The sequence below is a fragment of the Ruegeria sp. CI1 genome, from assembly GCF_056536925.1.
Window position 1 is genome coordinate 300,573 of record NZ_JBQFQP010000002.1, and the last position, 25,403, is coordinate 325,975.

Below are 25,403 nucleotides of genomic sequence, written 5' to 3' on the forward strand. Positions count from 1 at the left end.
TTCGAACCAAATCTACTCCTCGTCGGGGACACCTTGCATCCAAAGCCTCACTTTTTCTGCTCCTGCTGCGCGACTTGCTGGTTCACCGCCTCTCCGGCGGCCGCTCCGACCGCAGCTTTCTGTTCGTCGGTCAGGTGTTCGGCTTCTTCCAGTCCCGGAATCGCGACGCGAACTTCGCGGCGGGCAAAGTCGATACCGTTTTCCTTGAATGCGGATTTGACCCTGTTGAAAATCTCCTTGCGCAAGGTGAACTGCTTGCCCGGCTTTGCCATGAACTTGCCCCGGATGATCATGCCCACGTCATCGAAATCGAACACACCCTGCGACTTGAAGGGTTGCAGGAACCCTTCCTTGTGGAGCGGATCTTCCATCATTTCGGCACCGATTTTCTTGAAGATCTTCTTGACCTTGTTCGGATCAGTGTCGAAGGGCACCGTGAACTTGAGCTTCATGATCACCCAGTCGCGGCTGTAGTTCGTCAGTTTCTGGATTTCGCCATACGGGATGGTGTGAACCGGGCCGCGATGGTGGCGCAATTGCATCGAACGGATCGAGATTTTTTCAACGGTCCCGGTGGTGCCACCAACATCGACATATTCACCGACGCGGAATGCATCGTCGATCAGGAAGAAGATGCCGCCGACTATGTCCGAGACCAGCTTTTGCGCGCCAAAACCGATGGCCAATCCCATGATCCCGGCCCCTGCCAGCAAGGGCGTAATGTCAAGGCCCAGCGCTCCAAGAGCCAAGAGGCCGAATATCACGGCAATCGCGACCTGAGCCGTCACCCGAAGCAAGGGCAGCACCGTTGCCAGTCTTGAACCGCCGGCACCGCCGCCTTCGCCGGCTTCTTCGTCCGGGCTCTGTTCCGACGCGGTCTGCTCCCTGGCCAGACGCCGGTTGATCCACAAAGAGACGATTTCGTTCAGAATATAGCCAATGGCCGCGATGATGAAGAACTGGATCACCTTGCCACCGGCATCCGTGCCGACACCGGCAATTTCCTGCAAGTCCAGATCCCATGCATTTGCGATCATCAGGACAACAAAAACCCCGGCAAGAACGCGCCCGATCCGGATGTAGCTGCGTTTTGTCGACTTGTATGCGCGCTCGGCAATCGGCCCGCCTCCGATCATCGGAGGTTGCAGGTGGCGCACCAGCCCGCGGATCAGGGTGTCGATGGCCGGCACGATCAAAAGCCAGAACATGGTCGTGAAATGGGCGCCTTCCGCCAAAGTGGCCAGAACCTCCGGATTGCGGATTGCTGACAGGTACTCGACGACGAACCACATCACGACCGATACGCCGATGGCGAAGTAAGGATAAAGTTCCGCCACGCGTTCATCGAATTGGGTGCGGTCCGGATCCGTCCCGCGCATCATATCGCTCAGGCCGTCGCGGGCGGTCCAGGCAATCAGCGCGATATAGATGTGAATAGAGGTGTTCAGCCAGAACCCAAGGCGGGTTTCGGCCATCGATACACCATTTTCGACGTTGAATACGATGATGAACAAGGTGAAACCGATCAGCAGGAAAAGGCCGATCAAGTTGCGGTGCAGGTACTTCGCCCAGTGATCGTTGACATTGACCAATCGCAGCGAAGATTTTTCGGGGGCCAGAACAAAGCGCGAGATCGCAGCACCAAGTCTTGGAAACCAGATCAGATAAAAGACGAATGGCGCCACATGGGCGATCTGTTGTTCGTCAAGCAACCTCCGTCCGACGAACACCAAGACATAATAGAACACGACCAGGCCCAGCAGTTCCCGACAGAAACGGCGGAACAGGAAAGTCACTGCCCCACGGAGGTCGGCGGACGCATCGCCGGGAACGGCTCTGGTCCATCTCCTTGTCCACAGGCCTACGGCCTTTTCGGCAGCATATCCGATTGCCAGTGCCAGCAAGGTGTATCCGAAAAGCGAAAGCAGCCTTCCTGACCCGAAAGTGGTGGCAAAATTGGTAATCGCTTCAAGTTGTTTGGAAAAGAGAGATGGCAATTTCCTGATCACGTCTACCCAGGATGCAGCCATCGCATTGACGGTATCTGTGATGGAAGTGACGAGGCCTTTTTTCGGGCTGCCGGAGTCAGATTGCTTTTTCGCCACCGCATCAAGGCGTTCCAGCAAGAGCGCCCTGACCTGGTCGTCCGACATTCGCGCCACAAGATCGTCCACCTGATCTGGTGTCAGATCTTCGGGAACGACGGGTGTTGTTGCGGAACTGGCCGACGAATTGCTGCCAGGTACCTGCGCGATCGACACAGTTCCCAGGATGGCAAAAAGAAAGGCTGCCACAACCAAGCGGAAGAAGCGGAACATATAAGACCCTCGGTAACGAAATTGTGTTTGTTTTCCGCGATCATATGCTGTTGCCACATATTTTCCAGAGAAATCCATAGAATCCGGCGGGTCGGGGAAAAAGCAAAAAAAAGGCCGAGCTCTAAGCTCGGCCAAAGTCCAACAGGGAGGTATGAAGGAAGTAAGCGTTGCAGCATCACCGCCTTCGAGATGTCATTTAGTAATGAGTTACCGACCGTTCAAGAGAAACTAGGGTGCAAGCGCCTCATGTCCGATATGATCAGCGTGCATAGCTACAGTTTTCCGAGTTGCCTCAGATGCTTGCGGTGCGCGATGATCTCATCCTGCACGAAATCGCGAAACGCCGCGATGCGCTGTGAATGTCTCAGTTCTTCGGGATAGGCAAGATACACCGGAACATCCGCGCTTTCGATATCAGGCAGAACCCGAACGAGATCCGGGAAATCTTCGGTTACGTAGTCAGGCAGGACGCCAATTCCGAGATTGTGCAGAACGCCCTGCAACACCCCAAAATAATTGTTCACGGTCAACAACGAGCCGGGATTGTACGTCATCAGATGTTGGACAAGTGACGCGCTGGCACCGACCTGTGCGGCGGACGGATTCTGGCAGATCAGGCGGTGGTTTACCATGTCGCTCAGGGATTGCGGCATTCCGTTGTGACTGTCGAGATAGCCATTTGTGGCGTAAAGCTGCATCTGCACGGTCATCAGACGTTTTCTGACAAGATCAGCCTGACTGGGCTCTTTCATCCGGATCGCCACGTCTGCTTCGCGCATCGGCAGGTCCAGCACACGCTCCTCCAGCATCAGATCGATGTTCAGATCGGGGTATTTCTCATAAAGCTTGGGCAGGCGTGGCGCCAGCCACAAAGTTCCGAACCCAAAGGTCGTGGTGACGCGTAATTCGCCGAATACCTCGTCTTCGCTGTCTCGAATACGCGCTGCGGCGGCGTCCAGCCGCTTGGACATGGCGGATGTGGCGTCAAACAGCAATTCGCCTTGTTCGGTGAGAATCAGCCCGCGTGCATGGCGATGAAACAGGGTCGAATTGAGTGATTCTTCCAGTGCTCGGATCTGTCGGCTGACCGCAGATTGCGACAGATTCAGTTTGTCCCCGGCATGTGTCAGGCTGCCCGCATCGGCAACCGCGTGAAATATTCTGAGCTTGTCCCAATCCATCGCAGCAACTTTCGTTATGAGCCAGCAGCCCTATATGAAAGAGGTAACAATTTCCACATTCAAACGATGACGTTGTAACGGAAACAAGAAAATTACCTATACAGGTCAGAAATTATGACCTAATATTGAGGCAACGTGTAGCACGCTGTTTGGCGAGGGGAGACGTCGGATGAGTCAGCAAAAGATTTCGCTCAATGACCGGTTCGATCTGGAAAAGAGCCCGGTCCTTTTGAACGGAACGCAGGCGCTGGTGCGCCTGATGCTCATGCAAAAGGAACGAGACCGTCAGGCGGGCCTGAATACCGCAGGGCTTGTCACCGGCTATCGCGGATCACCACTGGGGGCAGTCGACCTCCAGATGAGCCGCGCGCAAAAGCAATTGGCGCAGAATGACGTCGTGTTTCAGTATGGCTTGAACGAGGATCTGGCCGCGACTGCCCTGTGGGGCAGTCAGCAGGCGGGGTTGCGCGGCGATGGCAAATACGACGGCGTGTTCGGCCTTTGGTACGGCAAGGGGCCGGGGGTCGATCGCTCAGGCGACGTGATGCGACACGCCAACATGTCTGGAACCGGCGCGCATGGCGGTGTGCTGATGGCCATGGGGGACGACCACACCGGCGAAAGCTCGACCGTGCTGCACCAATCGGAATGGTCGCTGGTCGATATGTACATGCCCGTGGTCAGCCCGGCGGGCGTGCAGGAAATCCTCGATTACGGTATCTACGGCTTTGCACTCAGCCGGTTCGCCGGCGTTTGGGTCGGTCTCAAGACCATGAAGGACACCATCGAAGTGACATCGGTCGTGGATGGCAGACCCGACCGCATGAACCTGGTGGTGCCCGAGTTCAACATGCCCGAAGGCGGCCTGAACATCCGATTGGGGGATACTCCGCACCTGCAAGAGGGGCGTATCATCGACTTCAAACGGTTTGCCGCCGAAACCTTTTCTCATGCGAACAAGATGGACAAGCGCATGTGGGGCAAACCCGGCGCCAAGATCGGCATCGCGGCGGCTGGCAAGAACTGGCTCGATCTCGTGCATGCAATGTCGCTGCTGCACATTGACGAGAAAGAAGCCGAGAGGCTGGGGATCACCACATACAAGATCGGCCAGACCTTCCCGCTGGACATGCAGGGATTCCATGACTGGGCCGAGGGCCTGGATCTGATCATCATCGTCGAGGAAAAACGCAAGCTGATCGAGGTGCAGGTCAAGGAGGCGATCTTTGACGACCGCCGTGGTCGTCGCGTCTATGGCTGGTACAAGGGTGGGGCAGGAACCATGCACCGCGACGAACTGTTCCCGACCCGCGGCGCGCTTGATCCGGTGATGATTGCCGAAAAGATCGGACACATCCTGATCGAAGAGGGGCACGATACCGACGGCATTCGCGCGGGGTTGAGCAAACTTGACGATGCCCGCCGCGCCGACAATGCACAGGAAATCGCATCCCGCCTGCCGTATTTCTGTTCGGGCTGCCCGCATAACACCTCGACCAAGGTGCCGGACGGCAGCCGGGCCTATGCCGGGATCGGTTGCCATTACATGGTGCAATGGATGGATCGGAGCACGACCGGCTTCACCCAGATGGGCGGCGAGGGTGCGAACTGGATCGGCGAGGCGCCGTTTTCGACCACCAAACACGTGTTCCAGAACCTGGGCGACGGAACCTACAACCATTCCGGCGTTCAGGCGATCCGGGCCGCTCTGGCTGCGGGCACGAACATCACATTCAAGATCCTGTTCAATGATGCGGTCGCCATGACCGGCGGCCAGCACAACGAAGGCGATCTGACCGCCGACCGGATCGTGCGTGAAGTGCATGCAATGGGTGTTCGGCACATTGCGGTAGTCTACGACGAAAAAGAGGATGTGGACTTCAAGACCCTGCCGTCGGGCGTGAAAACCTTCGAGCGCGCGGATTTGCCGAATGTCCAGAAAACGTTCCGCGACATCGAAGGCGTTTCCGTTATCGTCTATATCCAGACCTGCGCAGCCGAGAAGCGCCGTCGCCGCAAACGCGGCAGCTTTCCTGACCCGGACAAGCGGGTGTTCATCAATACCGACATCTGCGAAGGCTGCGGCGATTGCGGCGTGCAATCGAACTGCGTCTCGATCGTGCCCAAGGAAACCGAACTGGGCCGAAAGCGGGCCATCGATCAGTCAAGCTGCAACAAGGATTTCTCCTGCCTCAACGGCTTCTGCCCGTCCTTCGTGACCGTGGAAGGGGCCAGGATCCGCAAAGAGGCAACGACCGAAATCGACATTCCGCACCTGCCGATGCCGACGCTGCCGGAAATTGACGGCACCCATAACGTCGTGATCACCGGTGTCGGTGGCACCGGCGTCGTGACCATCGGCGCGGTACTGGCGCAAGCTGCGCAGATCGACGGCAAGGGCGCTGGAATGATGGAGATGGCCGGCCTCGCCCAAAAAGGCGGTGCGGTTCAAATCAACTGCCGGCTGGCGAACAAGCCCGAAGATATCAGCGCGATCCGTGTCGCCACGGGCGAGGCACACACTCTGATCGGTGGCGATCTGGTGGTATCTGCCGGGGCCAAGACGCTTGGCCTGACGCAGACCGGAAAAACCGGCGCCGTGGTCAACAGCCACGAGATCATCACCGGTGATTTCACCCGCAATACCGAATTCCAGATTCCGGCGGATCGCCTGACGCTGGCATTGCAGGCGCGGCTGAAGGACAAGCTCGACTTGTTCGACGCTTCGGAACTGGCACGCGCCGTTATGGGGGATTCGATCTATTCCAACATGATGATCTTTGGCGCTGCCTGGCAGCGGGGCCTGTTGCCGATCAGCCATGATGCGATCCTGGAAGCGATCGACCTGAACGGTGCTGCCGTGGAACGCAACAAGCGAGCGTTCGAAATCGGGCGCTGGGCGGTTCTGCATCCCGATGAAGTGGCGAACATAGTTCAACCCAACGTTGTCGATCTGCCAAAGACACTTGATGAAAAGATCGACTACCGCGCCGATCTTCTGGTCGACTATCAGGGCAAACGGTTGGCCAAGCGCTATCGCAAGATGCTGGATGGTATTGACGACACCGGTCTCAAAGAAGCGCTGGCCGAAGGGTACCACAAGCTTTTGGCCTACAAGGACGAATACGAAGTTGCCCGGATGTTGCTGAGCAGTCGCGAAAAAGCGGCGGAAGAGTTCGACGGCGACCTGAAGATGACGCTCCACCTTGCTCCGCCGATCTTTGGCGGAATGGGGCCGGGCGGACGCCCGAAAAAACGCGAATACGGCGAATGGATGCTGGGGCCGCTCAAGCTCCTGTCGCGGATGAAGGCGCTGCGTGGGACGCCGCTTGACCCCTTCGGCTTCAGTGCCGAACGAAGGATGGAGCGCGCGCTGATCCGGCAATACGAAAAGGACATGAAAGAGGTCCTGCCCAAGCTGACGCCGCAAACCCGCGAAGCGATCATTGCGCTGGCGCGTCTGCCTTTGGATATCCGGGGATTTGGGCCAGTGAAAGTGGCATACGAAGCCAAGGCCGCGAAACGGCGCGAAGAGCTTCTGGCAGTGATCCGTCAAGGCGGGCCAGAGGTCAGGAACGCCGCCGAATAAACCGTCACACTCCGGTTACAGAGGCTATGCAAAAACGGTGTCCGCCCTTATCTAGCGGGCATCGAATCGGAGTGTGCCATGCCTTCGCACCGTCATATCGCACGCGACATCACCTACGCGCATTCCGCCGCCACGCGGGGCGGGCGAGCGGTGATCCGGCTGATGGAAAACACAACCGGGCGGCTGCGCCTGATCAAGCGGGCGGACGGGTACGAAAACGAGGTCGCCGCCGGGCGCGATTTCTGGGCCGTCATGGTCGAGCGTTACGGACTGACGCTGGATGTCGTGGGCGGTTCGCTGTCGAATATTCCCAATCAAGGCCCGCTGATTCTGATTGCGAACCATCCCTACGGAATTCTCGACGGTCTGATGATGGGGCACATCCTGTCGCAGACTCGGGGCGATTTCCGGATTTTGGCCAATCGGGTATTCCGCAAGGCAGAGGATCTGGATCGGGTTGTTCTGCCCGTGTCATTCGATGACACCAAGGAGGCGGTCAAGACGAACCTTGATACCCGGCGCGTGTCGCTTGATTACCTCAGCGAGGGTGGGGCGATTGGCATCTTTCCCGGCGGCACCGTCAGCACCTCTGCCCGGCTGTTCTCGCACCCCATGGACCCGGGTTGGCGCGGGTTCACCGCGCGTATGATCGGAAAATCCAACGCGGTCGTTGTGCCCCTGTTCTTCGACGGCCATACCTCGCGCCTGTTCCAGATCGCCAGCCACCTGCACAGCACGTTGCGCATGGGGCTGCTGATCAAGGAGTTCAGGAAACGCGTCGATACACCCGTGCGTGTGGTGGTCGGAAACCCCATCGGACGCGACATTCTGGACCCGTTGTCGCGCGACACGCGCAAGATGATGGATTTTCTTCGCAAAGCCACGTATGAGCTGTCTCCGGAGCCGTTGAAATCGTATGACTACGGCTATGAATTCGAGGAACGGCATCGCGCCTGAAGGTCAAATGGCAGTAGGTATCTTTGATTCCGGATTGGGCGGTCTGACCGTTCTAAACGCCGCGCAGAAACGTCTGCCGGACGTCGATTTCCTGTACTATGCCGACAGCGCCCATGCGCCCTATGGCGTTCGGGACGCCGAGGATATCTATCAACTGACCCGCAGCGCGGTGTATGACCTCTGGGGTCGGGGCTGCAACCTTGTGATTCTGGCCTGCAACACCGCCAGCGCCGCCGCTCTGCGGCGGATGCAGGAGGCGGGGGTGCCCAAAGGCAAGCGCGTGCTGGGCGTCTTCGTTCCCTTGATCGAGGCCCTGACCGAACGGCAATGGGGCGACAACTCACCGCCGCGCGAGGTGGAAACCAAGCATGTCGCGCTGTTTGCAACCCCTGCGACTGTGGCCAGCCGCGCCTTCCAGCGTGAACTGGCTTTCCGCGCCATCGGCGTGGATGTCGAGGCGCAAAGCTGTGGCGGCGTCGTCGACGCCATAGAAGAGGGCGACCTGATCCTGGCCGAAGCGCTCGTGCGCAGCCATGTTGATGCGCTCAGACGCAAGATGCCGCATCCGCAGGCCGCCATTCTGGGTTGTACGCACTATCCGTTGATGGAAACCACGTTCCAGGAAGCGCTGGGGCCGGACGTCAAGGTGTTCAGTCAGGGCACGCTGGTGGCCGACAGTCTGGCCGATTACCTTGAACGGCACCCCAACATGCTTGGCGAGGGGGCGGGCGGGTATCTGACCACCGGCAAACCGGGTTTTGTCAGCGACCGGGCGACGCAGTTCCTCCGACGACGGATCACCTTCGAGGCCGCCTGACTTCGGTCAAGGACGGTATTGATCCAATTTCCTATTTCCGTGACCGTCACATCGGCGGTCAACACATGTGACACCCAAGAGAAGAGGTCTGACATGACCCACAAGATCGCAATTCTGGGCGCATCCGGTTACACCGGCGCCGAACTGGTGCGGCTGATCGCCGAGCACCCGAACATGGACATCGTGGCACTCGCCGCCGAGCGCAAGGCGGGCCAGAGCATGGCCGAAGTCTTTCCGCATCTGCGGCATCTCGACCTGCCGGTGTTGTGCAGGATCGACGAGATCGATTTCGACCAGATCGACCTGTGTTTCTGCGCGCTTCCCCACAAGACCAGCCAGGAGATCATTCGCGATCTGCCCAAGACGCTGAAAATCGTGGACCTTTCCGCCGATTTCAGGCTGCGCAACCCGGCCGAATACCAGAAGTGGTACGGCAATCCGCATGCCGCCTTGGAGTGCCAGGCCGAGGCCGTCTATGGCCTGACCGAGTTCTACCGCGACGAAATCAAAGACGCGCGGCTGGTGGCGGGCACCGGATGTAACGCCGCAACAGGTCAATATGTTCTGCGACCCCTGATTTCAGCAGGGGTTATCGATCTGGATGACATCATTCTCGATCTGAAATGCGCGGTTTCCGGGGCAGGGCGGGCGTTGAAGGAAAACCTCCTGCACGCAGAGCTGAGCGAAGGCTACAACGCCTATGCCATCGGCGGCACCCACCGGCATTTAGGCGAATTCGATCAGGAATTCTCCAGGATCGCCGGGCGTACCGTGCATGTGCAGTTCACGCCGCATCTGATCCCGGCCAATCGGGGCATTCTGGCCACCACTTACGTGCATGGTGACCCCCACAGCGTCTATGAAACCCTGTGCGATGCCTATGAAAACGAACCCTTTATCCAGATGCTGCCTTTTGGCGAGGCACCTTCGACCCATCACGTAAGGGGTTCGAACTTCTGCCATATCGGGGTGACCGCCGACCGGATCGAACGGCGCGCCATCGTGATCGGTGCGCTGGATAACCTGACAAAAGGTAGCAGTGGCCAAGCCTTGCAGAACGCCAACCTGATGTTAGGTGAGCCTGAAACGACGGGCCTGATGATGGCCCCGCTATTCCCGTGAGGACGACATGAAATCGCTCAAGAAACGACGCCGCGTACAAGTTATTCTGCTGGCCGTGGTGGCCCTCGCGTTGGCGACCGGTTTGATTGGGTACGCGATGCGCGACGGCATCAACTTTTTCCGCGCGCCCAGCCAGATCATCGCCGAACCGCCGGAACCGACCGAAGTGTTCAGGATGGGCGGGCTGGTCGAAGAAGGCACATTGGTGCGTGGGCAGGGCGAGACGGTGCAGTTCTCGGTGACTGATGGCGGCGAAAGCGTGCCAGTGGTCTTTACCGGCGTTCTACCTGACTTGTTTGCCGAGAATCAGGGCATGATCGGCACGGGCCGTTACGTGAACGGTGTCTTTGAAGCGACTGAAATTCTTGCAAAACACGACGAAACCTACATGCCGAAAGAGGTAATGGACGCACTCAAGGATCAAGGCGTCTACAAGGAGCCCGGCGAAAGCTGATCTTGCCACCGCTTCATTCCGAACTGTTCCATCAGGGCGTTGCATATGCAACGCCCTGTTTGCTTGCGCAGGGTAAACCCTTTGTGGCGCAGCGTCTGGCCGGACTTGCGGAGGGTTGGCATGCAGACGGTAAGACAGATCGCCGAAGAAATCGTTGCGCGCGAGGGTGGTTTCGTAAACGACCCGGACGATCCGGGTGGGGCAACGAAATATGGGGTCACAATCCACACGATGCGCCGCTTGGGGCTGGATCTGGACAAGGACGGCACAATCGGTGTTTCGGATGTCCGGCAACTGACGCGCGGACAGGCCGTCGAGGTCTTTCTTGTGCACTATTTCCGAAAACCCCGGATCGGCGAGATGCCGGAGTCATTGCAGGCGCCCTTGTTCGACATGTACGTCAATGCAGGATCACAGGCGGTGCGCATCTTGCAAACCTTGCTGCGCGACATGGGATTCGATCTGGCCGTGGATGGCCTGATCGGGCCACAATCCGTTCGCTCAGCATTCGAGGCTTCGCGCCCGAATGCCCTGATTTTGCGGGACGCCTACGGCATCGCGCGCCGCAACTACTACTTCCGCCTTGCCGATCAACGACCGGCGTCACGCAAATACGTGCGCACCAGAAGCGCAGGCAAGGGAGGTTGGATCAAACGGGCCGAGGCTTTCATCTCGCCCCGCTATCATCTGAATGAAAAGGATTTTCTGGAAAGGATCGCGTCATGGGGTTGATTTCGGGCATCCTGGGTTTCCTGTTCGGTAACGGCCGCAACCTGGTCGCCGAAACTGCCGAAGTGTTCCGCGAGAATGCCGAGGCAGAGGCCGGGCGTCAGCTGACCCTGCAAACCCAGGCCATGGGACAGTTCGGCGCCGAATTCTCGGTGCCGCGAAAAGGCGGGTTCGACCGGTTCGTGGATGGGCTGAACCGCTTGCCACGCCCCGCGCTGGCCTTCGGTACACTGGGCCTGTTTGTTGCCGCAATGGTTGATCCGCTGTGGTTCGCCGAACGGATGCAGGGCATTGCATTGGTGCCCGAACCCCTTTGGTGGTTGCTCGGGGTGATCGTGTCTTTCTATTTCGGCGCGCGGCATCAGGCCAAGTCACAGGATTTTCAGCGTGAAATCGCCGGGGTCGTCGAACGGGTCCCGCAGGTCACCCGGAATATCGCCGCACTTCGCGAGATGCGGGCTGACAGCCCCGGCGCGGCTGATCCGGACGGCGACGCGGCGCTGACGGTTTCCACGGTGGAGGCACAGGAAAACCCCGCCCTTGAGGACTGGCGCAAGCAGCGCAGGGGCTGAGCCGCGACACTTTGTGCGGGTCCGCGGGGCGAAAGTGATTGGAACCTCCCCGGGCCTCGCAGTATATACCGGGCCATGATTACAGAGCTTGGCCATTTCGCCCTGATCCTCGCCTTTCTGGTTGCCATCGTGCAATCGGTTGTCCCGCTCGTCGGAGCACACAAACGCTGGTCCGGGTGGATGGCGATGGCCGAACCCGCCGCGATGGTGCAGTTTTTGCTGACCTCCTTTGCGTTTGGCGCACTGGTCTGGGCCTTCGTTACCTCGGACTTCTCGCTCAGGGTCGTCGTGCAGAACAGCCACTCGGCCAAGCCGATGATCTACAAGATCAGCGGCACCTGGGGGAACCACGAAGGCTCGATGCTGTTGTGGGTGCTGATCGTGACCCTGTTCGGGGCCATGGCGGCCTGGTTCGGCGGCGGCCTGCCGCCCACTCTGAAAGCGCGCGTGCTGGCGGTGCAATCGGCCATCGCGGTTGCATTCTTCGGCTTCATCCTGTTCACCTCGAACCCGTTCGAACGCCTGATCGTGGCGCCCTTTGACGGGCAGGACCTGAACCCTTTGCTGCAAGACCCGGGTTTGGCCTTCCACCCGCCGTTCCTCTACCTTGGATATGTCGGCCTCAGCATGGCCTTCAGCTTCGCCGTGGCCGCCCTGATCGAAGGCCGCGTGGACGCCGCGTGGGGCCGCTGGGTAAGGCCGTGGACGCTGGCTGCGTGGATTTTCCTGACCATCGGCATCGCGCTGGGGTCGTGGTGGGCTTATTACGAACTGGGCTGGGGCGGTTTCTGGTTCTGGGACCCGGTCGAAAACGCGTCTTTCATGCCGTGGCTTCTGGCGGCGGCGTTGCTGCACTCGGCCATCGTTGTCGAGAAACGCGAAGCGCTGAAAAGCTGGACGATCCTGCTGGCGATCATCGCCTTCGGGTTCTCGCTGATCGGCACGTTCATCGTGCGTTCGGGTCTCCTGACCTCGGTGCACGCCTTTGCCAATGACCCGGAACGTGGCGTGTTCATCCTGTTCATCATGGCATTCTTCATCGGCGGCGCGCTGACCTTGTTCGCGGCGCGCGCGCAGGCGATGGAGGCCAAGGGCGTGTTCGGCATGGTCAGCCGCGAAAGCGCACTGGTGCTGAACAACATCCTGCTTGCCGTTGCGTGTTTCGTGGTCTTCTTCGGCACTCTCTGGCCGATCGTGGCCGAGATGGCCTTTGACCGTAAACTGTCGGTCGGCGCTCCTTTCTTCAACGCAGCCTTCACCCCGTTCATGGTCGCCCTGGGCATCATCCTGCCGCTTGGCTCCATGCTGCCCTGGAAACGCGGCAAGCTGGGCAAGGCGGCCTGGTCCCTGCGCTACGCGTTTGGCCTTGCCGTCGCGCTGGCGTTGCTGGTCTGGGTCATGCAGACGGGGCGCAGCGCCCTTGGGCCGGTCGGCCTGTTCCTGGGCGCCTGGATCACCTTTGGGGCCGCCGTCGATCTTTGGGGCCGGACCGGCCGCAAGGGCAGCTTAAGCCGCATGATGCGCCTGCCGCGCGCCGATTGGGGCAAGGCGGTCGCACATTCCGGGCTGGGCATCACCATGTTCGCCATCGCGGGACTCATGGCCTGGGAGGTCGAGGATATTCGCGTGGCGCAAATGGGCGAGCCTTTCGAGGTCGGCGGTTTCACCCTGACGCTTCAGGACGTACGGCGCGTTGACGGGCCGAACTATGTCTCGACCATGGGCACCGTGAAGATCGAGAAAAACGGCCGCGTCATCACCATGCTCAACCCTGAGAAACGGGACTACCCGGTGTCCCGGATGCCGACGACCGAGGCCGCCATCGACTACCGCTTCCTGCGCGATCTCTATGTGGTCATCGGCGATCGTCAACTGGACGGCAGCTGGACCATGCGGACCTATATCAAACCATTTGCCAACTGGATCTGGGGCGGCTCGATCCTGATGGCGCTTGGCGGGTTGCTGTCCCTGACGGACCGGCGTTTCCGCGTCGCCGCCGGCGCGCGCAGATCCCCCCAGGCCGGAGTGCCCGCAGAATGAAACGGCTGATCCTGATCCTGATGCTGTTGGCCAGCCCCGTTCTGGCCGTGCAACCCGACGAAGTGCTGGATGACCCGGTGCTGGAAGGGCGCGCGCGCGAACTCAGCCAGGGCTTGCGCTGCCTCGTCTGCCGCAATGAAAGCATCGACGAAAGCAACGCGGAACTGGCCCGTGACCTGCGCATTCTGGTGCGCGAACGTCTGGTGGCGGGAGACACGGATGAAGAGGCGATCGACTTCATCGTCGACCGCTATGGCGAATACGTCCTGCTCAAACCAACGGCCAGTGGCGCGAACTGGCTTTTGTGGCTGGCCGGGCCAATCATGTTGCTGGTCGCGGCAATCATGGGCTGGAATTTCGTTCGCAACAGATCCAGCAGGAAAACGGTGCCGTCCGAGGCCGACCTCAGCGATCAGGAAAAGGAACGGCTGCGCCAAATTCTCGAAGAGTGACGCGCGGTTCCGCTTTCCCATAACGTCAGGTTGCGCCAGTTTGCGTTCAAACGGAACGCAGGCGAGGGGCATCCCATGCAGTATGACACCATCACGTTCGAGATTGCCGATAACCTGGCGGTCCTGACGCTGAACCGGCCCGAGAAGATGAACGCGCTGACAAGCCAGATGCGGGCCGAGATCACCTATGCAATGCACGAAGGCGCAAAGCACGCGCGTGCCATTGTCCTGACCGGGGCGGGCGGGGCGTTCTGCACCGGGCAGGACCTGGGCGATGCCTCCAGCACCGGCAAGATCGATCTGGAACGCGCCTTGCGCGACGAATACGAACCGATGCTGCAATCGGTCTATGACTGCCCGGTGCCCACCATTGCCGCCGTGAACGGCCCTGCCGCCGGGGCGGGCGCAAACCTGGCCTTGTGTGCGGACGTCGTCATCGCTGCCAAGAGCGCCTATTTTCTGCAGGCTTTTGCGCGGATCGGCCTGATGCCGGATGCGGGCGGCACATGGTTCATGCCGCGCCAGATGGGGTTCGCCAAGGCGATGGGTGCGGCCCTTTTCGCCGACAAGATCAGCGCGCGTCAGGCCGAAGACTGGGGACTGATCTGGGAAGCGGTCGCCGACGATGACTTCGAGGCGCATTGGCGCAAGCGCGCGGCCTATCTGGCCAGTGGTCCGACTGCGGGGTTCGCCGCGATCAAAAGGGCAATCCGTGGCAGCTATGACCGGACGTTGCCCGAACAGCTGGCGGTCGAGGCGCATCTGCAGGGCGAATGCGGCCGCACCCGCGATTTCGCCGAAGGCGTCGTGGCGTTTCTGGAAAAGCGTCCGCCAAGGTTCGAGGGCCGCTAAGCCATTGACAGACAGGGGCAGCAGGGCGTCATGATCGGTATATGACTGCACCGACCCCCAGCCCCTGCGCGGCGGTCCTTGAACATCTGACCGGCAAGAACCGCGGCCATTACTCTTGGATCACCGCCGATGCGATGGACATCTGGCTGGATCAGTCCGGCGGTCTTCGTGTTTTGCCGCCCGGAGCGCAGCTGCCTGATGGGACGTTCGCCGCCCGCGTGCTGAGGGATTGCGAAACCTTTTCGGTCGAGGCATCGGGCGGTGTCGACATCTGGGTCAACCGGCGTGCGGTGCAAAAGGCCGAGTTGAAACAGGGCGACATGATCGAGTTCGGGGAAACCGGCCCCTTGTCCCGGCTCCGGATATACGATGACCTGACCCGCCCCAAGCCGACATTCGCCGAAATTCTGGACGACGCGATGTGCTATCTGCGCAGCAGCCGCAAACCGTTCTTCCGACGCTTGAGCCGCGCGGTTCTTGGAACGCTCCGAAGAACCGCCACCGACACCAGCTTGCTGTTTCGCGCCGGCGTCCTGCTTGCCTTGGCCGTGCTGACGCTCGCCGTGGTGCTGCAATATCGCGAAGACCGGACCCTTAGGGCACAAATGGAAAGCGGCCAGTTTCAGGTCGATTCCCTCGCCGCAGCCTTGTCCGAGGCACAGCGCGATGCGCTGCACCCCGGTGATCTCGCGGCGCTCGAGGAAGATTTCCGCAACCGGCTATCCGTGAATACCGAACGCCTTCAGTCGCTCGAGGCACAGTCCCAGGCCGCGATGCGCGTTGTCGGACAGGCGGCGGCATCGGTGGCGTTCCTTCAGGGCGGCTATGGGCTGCGGCACCGGGAAAGCGGGCAAATGCTGCGGCAGGTCGTGGATGCAGGCGGCGTACCGATCCGCTTGCCCAACGGGCAGCCGATGCTGTCGCTCGACGGCAATGGTCCGGTGGCCGAGGTTCAGTTCAACGGAACCGGTTTCGTTCTGTCGGATCGCCCGGTGATCGTGACCAACCGGCATGTGGCCGTACCCTGGGATGACGAACCCGGTGTCCGCTTGGGCGGCGAAGTGATGGAGCCGGTGATGACACGCTTTGTGGGGTACTTCCCGGGTGGGATCGGGCCGATTGATCTGGCACCGGGCACCGTCAGCGAAACGGCGGACCTGGCGTTGCTTGCGCCAGTATCGCAAACCGACCTGCCGCCGGGCATTCCGCTGGCCGATGCCGCGCCGGTTCCAGGGCAAGAGGTGCTGGTCATGGGTTATCCGACCGGCTTGATGTCGCTGCTGACGCAATCGGGCGAAGAATTCGTGCAGGCGCTGCGGGAACGTGGCGAAACCGGGTTCTGGGACGTCGCCGCGCGGCTGTCCGAAGCAGGCCTGATGTCACCGCTATCCAGCCGCGGCATCGTGGGGCAGGCAACGACCGCTGCAATCGTCTATGACGCGGAAACCACGCATGGCGGCAGTGGCGGGCCGGTCCTGAACCTGCGCGGCGAAGTGGTGGCGGTCAACGCCGCCATCATCCCCGAGTTCGGTGGATCGAATTTCGGTGTCCCGGCCGCTCAGGTCCGGGCGCTGCTGCAGGCGCCCGGTGCAAGCCAGTGATCAGGCGCGGCGACGGCGGCGCGCCCGGCGCTCCGGACCTGCGGCGTCATCGCCGGTGCCGTCCGAGGCCGAGGTGAACGACCCAAGGGCCGCAGTTATCTGATCCAGCGTCGGACGCTCACCGCGGGGACGCGTATCCAGCGCCTCGCGCATCTTGCGCAGGTGTTCGGGCATGGTGCCGCAGCAGCCACCGATGATCTTCGCCCCGGCATCCCGCGCCATCGCCGCATAGTCACCCATCAGGTCGGGCGTTCCGTCATAGTGAATGTGACCATCCACGTATTTGGGAATTCCGGCATTGCCCTTCGAGATCAGCGGGCGCTCGGTGCCTTGTGCGGCGAACCCCAGAACCGTGCGCAGGATATCCGACGCGCCGGTGCCGCAGTTTGCGCCGAAGGCCAGCGGCGGATTGGGCAGGGTTTCCACCAGCTGCGCCAGATCCGACGATGTCACGCCCATCATGGTGCGCCCGGCAGTGTCGAAACTCATGGTGCCGCACCAGGGCATATCGGCCAGGGCAAAGGCCTCGGCCGCGGCGCGAAACTCCTCGGGCGCGCTGATGGTTTCCAGCCACAGCACGTCAACGCCGCCTTCCTTCAAGCCCTCGGCCTGTTCGTGAAACATCTCGACCGCGGCGGCATGCGACAGGCTGCCGACCGGCTCCATGATCTCGCCCGTCGGGCCAACCGATCCCGCCACGATCACCGTGCGACCGGCCTTGTCGGCCACCTCGCGGCCCAGTTCGGCCCCGATCCGGTTCAACTCGCGCACCCGGTCCTGCGCATCGTGCAGCTTCAGCCGGGCAGCGGTGCCGCCGAATGTGTTTGTCAGAAACAGATCGCTCCCGGCCTCGACCGACCCCCGATAAAGCGCCCGGATCTTGTCGGGCGCCTCGACATTCCACAACTCCGGCGCATCGCCCGATTGCAGGCCCATATTGAACAGGTTGGTGCCGGTGGCCCCATCCGCAAGGAGGGCATCCGAACTTGCCAGAAGGTCAGCAAATGCGTTGGTCATGGTCGCGATCCATATGTGGTATTTTGCAGTCACCAAAATGTGAGACGCCCCGTGTCTCATGAACGGGGCGTCAAATCAAACTCATAAATCTCATGAAGATCATGAGGCGTGTACCAGATATCCGGAACTATCGACCGGAAAGGTCAGATTTCCGATTCCGTGAGAACCTGTTCCTTGGCTTCGACCAGCAGTTCGGACATTTTTAGGCGCACGGTCTGCTCGTCCGTCAGATCGCCGAGATAGCTCAGAACCGCGTTGACCACATCGTCCTCGCTGACGTGCTGAATGTCGGTGTGAACCAGTTCCTGACCGTATTGCTTGGCATGTTCAACGGTTTCGCCCTTCAGGGCCGATGCCCACACGGCCATGAACCGGTTGCGGCGCATCCGGGCCAGAAACTGCATCTGCTCGTCATGGGCGAATTTGGCTTCAAACGCGGCTTCGCGTTCGTCGAATGTGGTCATGGGATGCGTCCCCTTGAATATTTCTTCCTCAAATTACGTATGACGCCGCTATGCCGCATCCGCAAGAGGGTGCGGCCAGCTTGCGACACAAGAGCGCTTGGCTTAAGAGGGCGCAAACGCAGAGGGACTCACGTCCTCGCCCCAATCCGGAAGGGTCGCACATGGCGCGTCGCAAGAAGATTTACGAAGGCAAGGCCAAGATCCTGTATGAAGGCCCCGAACCGGGAACCATCGTGCAGTATTTCAAGGATGACGCAACCGCGTTCAATGCCGAAAAGAAGGACGTCATCGAAGGCAAGGGCGTGTTGAACAACCGCCTGAGCGAGTTCTTCATGACCGGATTGAACCAGATCGGCGTGCCGACGCATTTCATCCGCCGCCTGAACATGCGCGAACAGCTGGTACGCTCGTGCGAGATCATCCCGCTCGAGGTGATCGTGCGCAACTATGCCGCCGGTTCCATGAGCAAACGCCTGGGCATCGCCGAAGGCACGCAGCTGCCGCGCCCGATCGTCGAATACTGCTACAAGGACGACGCCCTGGGCGATCCGATGGTGACCGAAGAGCATATTGCCGCCTTCGGCTGGGCCAGCCAGCAGGACATGGACGATATCCTCAGCCTGGCGTTGCGGGTCAACGATTTCATGAGCGGCCTGATGCTGGCCGTCGGTATCCGCCTGATCGATTTCAAGATCGAAATCGGCCGCGTCTATGATGGCGATTTCCAGCGGCTCGTCGTGGCCGACGAAATCAGCCCCGACAGCTGCCGCCTGTGGGATATCGAGACCGGCCAGAAACTGGACAAGGACGTGTTCCGGCGCGATCTGGGCAGCCTGACCGATGCCTATTCCGAAGTGGCGCGCCGTCTGGGCGTTCTGCCGAAAAGCCAGGTGGCCAAGCCAACCCTGATCAACTGACCGCACCGCCCGTGATGGGCGGCGCATTCGAGTATTTGTGGAAAGATGAAGCCTCAGGGGTTTCTCAAGCAAGCCGAGGGACGGACAAGATGAAGGCACGGGTGCATGTGATGCTTAAGAACGGGGTTCTGGACCCGCAGGGCGAAGCGGTGCGTCATGCATTGGGCGCGATGGGCTTCGACAAGGTCGAGGGCGTGCGTCAGGGCAAGGTGATCGACCTGGAACTGGCCGAAGGCGCCACCGAGGCCGATGTCGCCGAGATGTGCGAAAAGCTTCTCGCCAACACCGTGATCGAACGTTACGAGATCGAACTGGCCTGACGCATGCGGGCCGCGCGTCTGACAGCCTACCGACAGCCGCTGGAGCTGACGACCGTGCCGGATCCGACCCCGGATGCCGATGGCGTGGTCGTGCGCGTTCTGGCCTGCGGCGTCTGCCGGTCGGACTGGCACGCCTGGTCCGGTTCTGACCCGGATGTGGTGTTGCCGATGACGCCCGGCCACGAATTCTGCGGCGAGGTTGTCGCTGTCGGCGCAAACGTGACACGGTGGCGCGTCGGCGACCGTGTGATTGCCCCGTTCATTCTGGCGTGCGGAAAATGCGGCGATTGCTCGGCCGGAAACCAGACCATCTGCGCCGATCAGGTGGTGCCGGGCTTTACCTGCGACGGCGCCTTTGCCGAATATGTCGCCGTGGCCCATGCAGACGCAAACCTGACGGCGCTGCCAGACACTCTTGCGCCCGAGATTGCTGCGGCCCTTGGATGCCGCGTGACGACCGCCTGGCAGGCGCTGGTGGGTCGCGCCGCGATTCAGCCCGGCGAATGGCTGGCCGTGTTTGGTGGCGGTGGGGTCGGCATCTCGGCCCTCCTGCTGGGCCGTGCGCTGGGGGCCCGTGTCGCTGTCGTCGATATCAGCGACGACAAGCTTGATTATGCCCGCAAGCTGGGCGCGGACGCCGTCGTGAACGCCGCGACCTGTGATGCACCCCAGATGGTGCGCGAACTGACCGGCGGCGGCGCCCATGTCGGGGTCGAGGCGCTCGGCATCGAGGCGACGACCGTGGCCACCATGCGGTCGCTGCGAAAACTGGGCCGGATGGTCCAGATCGGCATGCCCGCAGGCGCACATACGCAGATGTCGCTGCCGATGGATGTGCTCTATTCCGGGCAGCTTGCCGTCTATGGCACGCGTGGCATGCCCAGCTGGCGCTATCCGTCCCTGTTGAACCTGATCGCAGGCGGACAGGTCGACCTTGCTCCGCTCGTGACCCGAACCATCGCCCTGAGCCAGGCAAGCGACAAGCTTGCCGCGTTCGACCGGCCTGCGCCCCCCGGTGTGGCCGTCATCACCGAATTTGTGACCTAGGAGGACCTGCCATGCGCGCAGCCGTAGTCGTATTCCCCGGATCGAACTGTGACCGTGATCTCGCCGTGGCCTTCGAGCAGGCGGGCTTTCAGGTCGACATGGTCTGGCACAAGGATGCAACCCTGCCGTCTGGCGTCGATATCGTTGGCGTTCCCGGCGGGTTTTCCTATGGCGACTATCTGCGCTGCGGCGCCATCGCCGCGCAGTCGCCGATCTGCAAGGCAGTGGTCGAGCATACCAATCGCGGCGGCTATGCCCTGGGTGTCTGCAATGGCTTTCAGATCCTGACCGAAACCGGCGTCCTGCCGGGTGCGCTGCTGCGCAATGCCGGCCTGAAATACATCTGCCGCACCGTCGGTCTCAAGGTCCAGACCAGCGCCAGCGCCTTCACGCAAGGCTACAACACCGGTGACGTGATCGGCATTCCGATCGCCCACCACGACGGCAATTATTTTGCCGATGACGAAACCCTTGCCGCACTGCGCGATCAGGACCGGGTCGCATTTACCTATACCGAGAATCCGAACGGCTCGCGCGATGACATTGCCGGAATTCTTTCGGAAAACCGGAGAGTTCTGGGAATGATGCCGCATCCCGAACGCGCGGTTGATCAGGGCCACGGCGGCACCGATGGAACGGCGCTCTTTCGCGCATTGGCCGGGGTCCTGACGCCAGCTTGACTTGTGATGGCGCGCGAGGCGGCGTAGCCTTGGGGAATGAGTTCCGACGGTAAGATTTCCGACAAGGACCGCACTTCGTGGGTCCAGACCAGTTCGCTGGGCTGGCGTTTGCGCACGGTCGTTCTGTCCTTGCTGTTTCTTGCGGTCATCACCGTCTGGGTCACCAATACGCTGCTGACGCAACGATTCACGGAAAGCACGCGCAACCGGGCCGAACTGCGGTTGGCGCTGTATTCGGGCAACCTGCTCAGCGAATTGCGCCGGAACGCCATCGTTCCTCAGCTTCTGGCCCGAGACCCGACCTTGATTGCGGCGTTGCAGTCGAACGATTTTTCGTTGTCCACGCAGCGCCTGATCTCGTTCGTGGAAGAGATCGGCGCCGCCTCCCTGATGTTGCTGGACCGGGATGGCCGGTCGGTTGCCGCCACGGATCGGAACCGTCTGGGGGAAACTCATCGGGGCATGACCTATTTCGTGGATGCCCTGCGCTCCAATGCAACGATATTTTCGGTCATCCAGACGGAAGCGGGCGGCTACAGGTTCTTCTATTCCCGGCGTATCGAAAGCGGCTCCGAGGTTCTTGGCGTTATCGCTGTCGAGGTCGACTTGCAGAAGTTCGAACGCGCGTGGGCGGGAATTTCCGACGCGGTCATGGTTACCGACAGCACCGGAACAATCATCCTGTCCACCGAACCCCGCTGGCGCGGGCTGAACGAGAACGAAGCGTTGCAACGCCAGACGCCGCAAACCGCCATTCAGCGCGCGATACGGGCAACGACGGATTGGAGCGGCCTGCCCGCGGATGCCTATCTGCAGGGTGAGGCGGTGATGCGGATGGAATCCCGCATCCCGTTCCGGGGCTGGCAGATGACGTCCTTTACCACTTACGCCTCGATCCGCGAGCGGGTGAACAGCGTTTTGGCGCTGGAAATCATGGGCTTCGCGATTCTGTTGGCGCTGGCCTTCTATGCCCTCAGCCGGCGAACCGCGTTGCGCATGGCGCTGTTCCAGCGCGAGTCGGCGGAGCTTCGCGCACTGAACGCCAGGCTGCAGCGGGAAATTGCTGAACGCGAACGGGTTGAAAAGACGCTGGAAGTGGCGGAACAGACCCTTGCGCAAAGCTCGAAACTCGCCGCCCTGGGCGAGATGTCGGCCGCGGTCAGTCACGAGTTGAATCAACCGCTGGCAGCCATGAAGACCTATCTTGCCGGTGCGCGCCTTTTGCTGCGCCGCAACCGCCCCGAAGAGGCGCTGGCCAGCTTTGGCCGGATCGACGGCCTGATCGAACGTATGGGCGCGATCACACGCCAGCTCAAATCCTATGCGCGCAAGGGCGCGGATGCGTTTTCCCCCGTAAATCTTGGCGATGCGCTGGCCTCGTCCCTCTCGATGATGGAACCGCAGCTCAGGCAGCGGCACGTCAAGATCACCCAGATCCTGCCGGAAGACCCGGTTCTTGTGATGGGGGATCGGATGCGGATCGAACAGGTCATGGTGAACCTCTTGCGAAACGCGTTGGACGCCACCAAATCCGTATCCGAGCCGGATGTCGAAATCATCCTGGCCGCAGGTGACATGGCCGTCCTGACGGTGCGCGACAACGGGCATGGAATCGAGAATATCGAAAACCTGTTCGAGCCGTTCTATACGACCAAGCAACCGGGGGACGGTGTCGGTCTGGGGCTTGCCATCTCCTCCGGGATCGTGAACGACCATGGCGGAAGGCTTACGGCGCGAAATGCGCAGAATGGCGGCGCGGTGTTCGAGATGCAGTTGCCAATTTTGGACAAGGACGGCCTGGAGGCCGCTGAATAACGAGGAATGACTATGGCACAGGCCATGAAAATCGCCATCGTGGACGACGAACAGGATATGCGCCAATCGATCAGCCAGTGGCTGGCGTTGTCCGGGTACGACACGGAAACATTCGCAAGTGCCGAAGAGGCGCTCAAGGTGCTGGGGCCGGATTATCCGGGGATCGTGATTTCCGATATCAAGATGCCTGGGATGGATGGCATTCAGTTTCTCAAGAAACTGATGGGATCGGACAGCACCCTGCCGGTCATCATGATCACCGGTCATGGCGACGTGCCGATGGCGGTCGAAGCCATGCGTGTCGGCGCCTTCGATTTTCTGGAAAAGCCGTTCAACCCCGACCGCATGTCGGAACTGGCCAAACGCGCCAGCAATGCCCGCCGCCTGACACTCGACAACCGGGCACTGCGCCGCGAATTGTCGGGGGGCACCCAGATCATGAAAAAGCTGATCGGTGCCAGCCCGGTCATGGAACGCCTGCGCGAGGATATACTGGATCTGGGGCAGGCCGATGGTCATGTGCTGATCGACGGTGAAACCGGAACCGGCAAGACGCTCTGCGCTCATGCGCTGCACGCCGTTGGCAGCCGCGCGGGCAAGAAGTTCGTGCTGGTATCCTGCGCCGCCTTGGGAGAGGAGGCATTGTCCAAACGCCTCTTCGGCCCGATGCAGCCCGAAGACAGCCAGTTGCCCGCCATCGAAGAAGCGCGCGGTGGTACGCTGGTGCTGGAAGGTATCGAGGCCCTGAGCGACACGTTGCAAGCCCGACTTCTGAGCGTAGTGAACGAACAGGGGACACCTGCGGAAACCCGCATCGTGGCCATCTCGAACCTGCAGGAGGCCGGTAAGACAAGCGAGGACGTGCTGCGCCCCGACCTGTTCTATCGTCTCGCAGCCCTGCGGATCACGATGCCGCCGCTGCGCCAGCGCGGCGAAGACATCCTGACGCTGTTCACCCGTCTGAGCGAACAGTTCGCCGAAGAATACGGGTGCGACGCACCACAAGTGAGCGCGCAGGAAGCCGCGCAACTGCTGCAGGCGCCGTGGCCCGGAAACGTGCGACAGCTGATCAACATCGCCGAACGTGCCGTTCTGCAATCGCGTCGCGGCTCGGGTACTATTGCCTCGCTCCTGATGTCCGATCACGAAGAGATGCAGCCGGTGATGACGACCGAGGGCAAGCCGCTCAAGGAATATGTCGAAGCGTTCGAAAGGATGCTGATCGACAACACCATGCGCCGCCACAAGGGCTCGATCGCCTCGGTGATGGATGAACTGTGCCTGCCGCGCCGGACTTTGAACGAGAAGATGGCCAAGTATGGCCTGCAGCGTTCGGATTACCTCTGACGCATCCTCACTTCGGCAGTGACTCCGCAATATCCAGAAGCGCCGTGGCAATCGCTGCGGCGTTTTGCGTTATGTCGTGAGTTCCGGACAGTTCGACGTGCTGCCAGCCGCTTGCCGCTCGGGCGTCACGGGCCAGAGAGCGCAATGGGCTGTCGGTCATGGTGATCGCCACGCGGGGGATATCTCTTGGCAGCGGCCCATGGGTCAACTTGACCGCTCCGGTCAGCGACGCGAGGCTGACAGGGCGGGTCTGATCGCCATATCTTTCGACCAGCACCGGTGGCGGAGGCCACATTCCCAGATCGACGATATCCGGCGCGTTGATGACCAGCCATTGCAGGGTGCGGGTGTCGGCGGGGATGACTTCGGGTTCCGAATGTGTCGGCAGCACGCCTTCGATGAACACCACGGCCGCTATTTTGTCCCGACTGATATCCCAGGCAACGGTGGCCGGCCGCGTTCCGGCACTGTGCGCCACAAGGATCACGGGGCCGGACAAGGCATCGATAACTTCAGAAGTGTATGTGCCCTGATCGCCGACAGTGGTGGTGGCGCCGGTCATCGGAAGGTTCACGGCGGTCACATCTGCGCCGCCATCCTTCAGTACATCTGCGATGGGCCTCCAGTACATTTCGCTCACCCACGCCCCGTGGACCAGTACAAAATGAACACTTTCCTGGGCAACAGCCAAGGATGCGATGCCAAGGTGCAGCGTGAAGAACCCGAGGAAAAACCAGCTTTTCATCGTTTGATGGTTGGTCGAAGCCACAGAACCGTCAAGCCATTCCGGTCAGACGCATTCACTTTGCCCATTGTGTTTTCCGCAGGACTGCTTTTATTGTGACGGGACGGGCAGGGTGCATTCAGCGTCTATAAGCCCCGAATCATTGAGTTTCGCTGCTTTGCCGCAACTTTCGGACCACTTCCGGATGGCAACGCAGGCCGATTGTGCCTCTGATCAGAGGCAATGGAGTGCCTTCGCCCGGGACAATCGGGTGAAAGGAATAATGGGCAGGCGCAGGCTGGACCGCGTCTGTCGGAGAAGAACCGCGATGACGCGCGCGCGACCATTGAGTGAACGGGCAGGGGGCGATAGCGCCGGACCCTGCCTT

The 25,403-nt window shown here is 60.8% G+C and carries 22 protein-coding genes; 17 read left to right on the forward strand and 5 right to left on the reverse strand.

All coding sequences use genetic code 11. The features are described from left to right. Positions 1–47 precede the first annotated feature (47 nt). Both ACR0LZ_RS03440 and ACR0LZ_RS03445 read right to left on the reverse strand, forming a co-directional pair. The gene (locus ACR0LZ_RS03440) at positions 48–2,318 is read right to left on the reverse strand and encodes a mechanosensitive ion channel family protein (protein ID WP_480748375.1); all 2,271 of its coding nucleotides are present in this window, start codon (positions 2,316–2,318) and stop codon (positions 48–50) included. 272 nt (positions 2,319–2,590) lie between these two features. Further along, positions 2,591–3,499: a LysR family transcriptional regulator gene (locus ACR0LZ_RS03445; protein WP_480748376.1), complete on the reverse strand. Its 909-nt coding sequence runs from the start codon at positions 3,497–3,499 to the stop codon at positions 2,591–2,593. A gap of 169 nt (positions 3,500–3,668) precedes the next feature. On the opposite strand from ACR0LZ_RS03445, the gene ACR0LZ_RS03450 reads away from it, so the two are divergent. The 11 genes from ACR0LZ_RS03450 to ACR0LZ_RS03500 all read left to right on the forward strand — a co-directional run bounded on the left by ACR0LZ_RS03450 (position 3,669) and on the right by ACR0LZ_RS03500 (position 16,684). Next, positions 3,669–7,088, forward strand: coding sequence for an indolepyruvate ferredoxin oxidoreductase family protein (locus ACR0LZ_RS03450; RefSeq protein WP_480748377.1), 3,420 nt, complete (start codon positions 3,669–3,671; stop codon positions 7,086–7,088). Positions 7,089–7,166: 78 nt separating this feature from the next. Then, complete coding sequence (locus ACR0LZ_RS03455) at positions 7,167–8,045, forward strand: lysophospholipid acyltransferase family protein (RefSeq protein ID WP_480748378.1); 879 nt, start codon at positions 7,167–7,169, stop codon at positions 8,043–8,045. A gap of 7 nt (positions 8,046–8,052) precedes the next feature. Next, the gene (locus ACR0LZ_RS03460) at positions 8,053–8,862 is read left to right on the forward strand and encodes a glutamate racemase (RefSeq protein ID WP_480748379.1); all 810 of its coding nucleotides are present in this window, start codon (positions 8,053–8,055) and stop codon (positions 8,860–8,862) included. A 93-nt stretch (positions 8,863–8,955) separates the two neighbouring features. Beyond that, complete coding sequence (argC, locus tag ACR0LZ_RS03465; RefSeq protein WP_480748380.1) at positions 8,956–9,984, forward strand: N-acetyl-gamma-glutamyl-phosphate reductase; 1,029 nt, start codon at positions 8,956–8,958, stop codon at positions 9,982–9,984. A 7-nt stretch (positions 9,985–9,991) separates the two neighbouring features. Next, the gene (gene ccmE / locus ACR0LZ_RS03470) at positions 9,992–10,438 is read left to right on the forward strand and encodes a cytochrome c maturation protein CcmE (protein ID WP_480748381.1); all 447 of its coding nucleotides are present in this window, start codon (positions 9,992–9,994) and stop codon (positions 10,436–10,438) included. 120 nt (positions 10,439–10,558) lie between these two features. Then, positions 10,559–11,170, forward strand: a complete 612-nt coding sequence (locus ACR0LZ_RS03475) for a holin-associated N-acetylmuramidase (protein ID WP_480748382.1) — start codon at positions 10,559–10,561, stop codon at positions 11,168–11,170. Further along, positions 11,161–11,739, forward strand: a complete 579-nt coding sequence (locus tag ACR0LZ_RS03480; protein ID WP_480748383.1) for a holin family protein — start codon at positions 11,161–11,163, stop codon at positions 11,737–11,739. The genes ACR0LZ_RS03475 and ACR0LZ_RS03480 overlap by 10 nt, the downstream gene beginning before the upstream one ends. A 75-nt stretch (positions 11,740–11,814) precedes the next feature. Beyond that, a complete protein-coding gene (locus ACR0LZ_RS03485; protein WP_480748384.1) occupies positions 11,815–13,779 on the forward strand; it encodes a heme lyase CcmF/NrfE family subunit in 1,965 nt (654 codons plus the stop codon). Then, on the forward strand, positions 13,776–14,231 hold the full coding sequence (locus ACR0LZ_RS03490) for a cytochrome c-type biogenesis protein (RefSeq protein ID WP_480748385.1): 456 nt from the start codon (positions 13,776–13,778) through the stop codon (positions 14,229–14,231). The genes ACR0LZ_RS03485 and ACR0LZ_RS03490 overlap by 4 nt, the downstream gene beginning before the upstream one ends. A gap of 75 nt (positions 14,232–14,306) precedes the next feature. After that, complete coding sequence (locus tag ACR0LZ_RS03495) at positions 14,307–15,083, forward strand: enoyl-CoA hydratase-related protein (protein ID WP_480748386.1); 777 nt, start codon at positions 14,307–14,309, stop codon at positions 15,081–15,083. Between the two features lie 41 nt (positions 15,084–15,124). Beyond that, positions 15,125–16,684 (forward strand): trypsin-like peptidase domain-containing protein, encoded by a 1,560-nt coding sequence (locus ACR0LZ_RS03500; RefSeq protein WP_480748387.1) that lies wholly within the window; start codon positions 15,125–15,127, stop codon positions 16,682–16,684. On the opposite strand, the gene bmt is transcribed toward ACR0LZ_RS03500, so the two are convergent. Together bmt and ACR0LZ_RS03510 are read right to left on the reverse strand one after the other, a co-directional pair. Beyond that, on the reverse strand, positions 16,685–17,701 hold the full coding sequence (bmt, locus tag ACR0LZ_RS03505) for a betaine--homocysteine S-methyltransferase (protein ID WP_480748388.1): 1,017 nt from the start codon (positions 17,699–17,701) through the stop codon (positions 16,685–16,687). 143 nt (positions 17,702–17,844) lie between these two features. Next, the gene (locus ACR0LZ_RS03510; protein WP_480748389.1) at positions 17,845–18,165 is read right to left on the reverse strand and encodes a DUF1476 domain-containing protein; all 321 of its coding nucleotides are present in this window, start codon (positions 18,163–18,165) and stop codon (positions 17,845–17,847) included. A 161-nt stretch (positions 18,166–18,326) separates the two neighbouring features. Between ACR0LZ_RS03510 and purC the strand changes: the two genes are divergently transcribed. From purC to ACR0LZ_RS03540, 6 genes are all read left to right on the forward strand, one after another. Then, positions 18,327–19,082, forward strand: a complete 756-nt coding sequence (gene purC / locus ACR0LZ_RS03515; protein ID WP_480748390.1) for a phosphoribosylaminoimidazolesuccinocarboxamide synthase — start codon at positions 18,327–18,329, stop codon at positions 19,080–19,082. A gap of 89 nt (positions 19,083–19,171) precedes the next feature. Continuing rightward, positions 19,172–19,402, forward strand: a complete 231-nt coding sequence (purS, locus tag ACR0LZ_RS03520) for a phosphoribosylformylglycinamidine synthase subunit PurS (RefSeq protein WP_480748391.1) — start codon at positions 19,172–19,174, stop codon at positions 19,400–19,402. A 3-nt stretch (positions 19,403–19,405) separates the two neighbouring features. Further along, complete coding sequence (locus tag ACR0LZ_RS03525) at positions 19,406–20,449, forward strand: zinc-dependent alcohol dehydrogenase family protein (protein WP_480748392.1); 1,044 nt, start codon at positions 19,406–19,408, stop codon at positions 20,447–20,449. An 11-nt stretch (positions 20,450–20,460) separates the two neighbouring features. Beyond that, the gene (gene purQ / locus ACR0LZ_RS03530) at positions 20,461–21,129 is read left to right on the forward strand and encodes a phosphoribosylformylglycinamidine synthase subunit PurQ (RefSeq protein WP_480748393.1); all 669 of its coding nucleotides are present in this window, start codon (positions 20,461–20,463) and stop codon (positions 21,127–21,129) included. Positions 21,130–21,165: 36 nt separating this feature from the next. Continuing rightward, the gene (locus ACR0LZ_RS03535; protein WP_480748394.1) at positions 21,166–22,944 is read left to right on the forward strand and encodes a sensor histidine kinase; all 1,779 of its coding nucleotides are present in this window, start codon (positions 21,166–21,168) and stop codon (positions 22,942–22,944) included. A 12-nt stretch (positions 22,945–22,956) separates the two neighbouring features. After that, complete coding sequence (locus ACR0LZ_RS03540) at positions 22,957–24,291, forward strand: sigma-54-dependent transcriptional regulator (RefSeq protein WP_480748395.1); 1,335 nt, start codon at positions 22,957–22,959, stop codon at positions 24,289–24,291. 7 nt (positions 24,292–24,298) lie between these two features. On the opposite strand, the gene ACR0LZ_RS03545 is transcribed toward ACR0LZ_RS03540, so the two are convergent. After that, a complete protein-coding gene (locus ACR0LZ_RS03545; RefSeq protein WP_480748396.1) occupies positions 24,299–25,036 on the reverse strand; it encodes an alpha/beta hydrolase in 738 nt (245 codons plus the stop codon). Positions 25,037–25,403 lie beyond the last annotated feature (367 nt).

Excerpts from the sequence above, each read along its gene's own strand:
- ACR0LZ_RS03440 (WP_480748375.1), bottom strand. The coding sequence starts at position 2,318 with ATGTTCCGCTTCTTCCGCTTGGTTGTGGCAGCCTTTCTTTTTGCCATC.
- ACR0LZ_RS03445 (WP_480748376.1), bottom strand. The coding sequence starts at position 3,499 with ATGGATTGGGACAAGCTCAGAATATTTCACGCGGTTGCCGATGCGGGC.
- ACR0LZ_RS03450 (WP_480748377.1), top strand. The coding sequence starts at position 3,669 with ATGAGTCAGCAAAAGATTTCGCTCAATGACCGGTTCGATCTGGAAAAG.
- ACR0LZ_RS03455 (WP_480748378.1), top strand. The coding sequence starts at position 7,167 with ATGCCTTCGCACCGTCATATCGCACGCGACATCACCTACGCGCATTCC.
- ACR0LZ_RS03460 (WP_480748379.1), top strand. The coding sequence starts at position 8,053 with ATGGCAGTAGGTATCTTTGATTCCGGATTGGGCGGTCTGACCGTTCTA.
- argC (WP_480748380.1), top strand. The coding sequence starts at position 8,956 with ATGACCCACAAGATCGCAATTCTGGGCGCATCCGGTTACACCGGCGCC.
- ccmE (WP_480748381.1), top strand. The coding sequence starts at position 9,992 with ATGAAATCGCTCAAGAAACGACGCCGCGTACAAGTTATTCTGCTGGCC.
- ACR0LZ_RS03475 (WP_480748382.1), top strand. The coding sequence starts at position 10,559 with ATGCAGACGGTAAGACAGATCGCCGAAGAAATCGTTGCGCGCGAGGGT.
- ACR0LZ_RS03480 (WP_480748383.1), top strand. The coding sequence starts at position 11,161 with ATGGGGTTGATTTCGGGCATCCTGGGTTTCCTGTTCGGTAACGGCCGC.
- ACR0LZ_RS03485 (WP_480748384.1), top strand. The coding sequence starts at position 11,815 with ATGATTACAGAGCTTGGCCATTTCGCCCTGATCCTCGCCTTTCTGGTT.
- ACR0LZ_RS03490 (WP_480748385.1), top strand. The coding sequence starts at position 13,776 with ATGAAACGGCTGATCCTGATCCTGATGCTGTTGGCCAGCCCCGTTCTG.
- ACR0LZ_RS03495 (WP_480748386.1), top strand. The coding sequence starts at position 14,307 with ATGCAGTATGACACCATCACGTTCGAGATTGCCGATAACCTGGCGGTC.
- ACR0LZ_RS03500 (WP_480748387.1), top strand. The coding sequence starts at position 15,125 with ATGACTGCACCGACCCCCAGCCCCTGCGCGGCGGTCCTTGAACATCTG.
- bmt (WP_480748388.1), bottom strand. The coding sequence starts at position 17,701 with ATGACCAACGCATTTGCTGACCTTCTGGCAAGTTCGGATGCCCTCCTT.
- ACR0LZ_RS03510 (WP_480748389.1), bottom strand. The coding sequence starts at position 18,165 with ATGACCACATTCGACGAACGCGAAGCCGCGTTTGAAGCCAAATTCGCC.
- purC (WP_480748390.1), top strand. The coding sequence starts at position 18,327 with ATGGCGCGTCGCAAGAAGATTTACGAAGGCAAGGCCAAGATCCTGTAT.
- purS (WP_480748391.1), top strand. The coding sequence starts at position 19,172 with ATGAAGGCACGGGTGCATGTGATGCTTAAGAACGGGGTTCTGGACCCG.
- ACR0LZ_RS03525 (WP_480748392.1), top strand. The coding sequence starts at position 19,406 with ATGCGGGCCGCGCGTCTGACAGCCTACCGACAGCCGCTGGAGCTGACG.
- purQ (WP_480748393.1), top strand. The coding sequence starts at position 20,461 with ATGCGCGCAGCCGTAGTCGTATTCCCCGGATCGAACTGTGACCGTGAT.
- ACR0LZ_RS03535 (WP_480748394.1), top strand. The coding sequence starts at position 21,166 with ATGAGTTCCGACGGTAAGATTTCCGACAAGGACCGCACTTCGTGGGTC.
- ACR0LZ_RS03540 (WP_480748395.1), top strand. The coding sequence starts at position 22,957 with ATGGCACAGGCCATGAAAATCGCCATCGTGGACGACGAACAGGATATG.
- ACR0LZ_RS03545 (WP_480748396.1), bottom strand. The coding sequence starts at position 25,036 with ATGAAAAGCTGGTTTTTCCTCGGGTTCTTCACGCTGCACCTTGGCATC.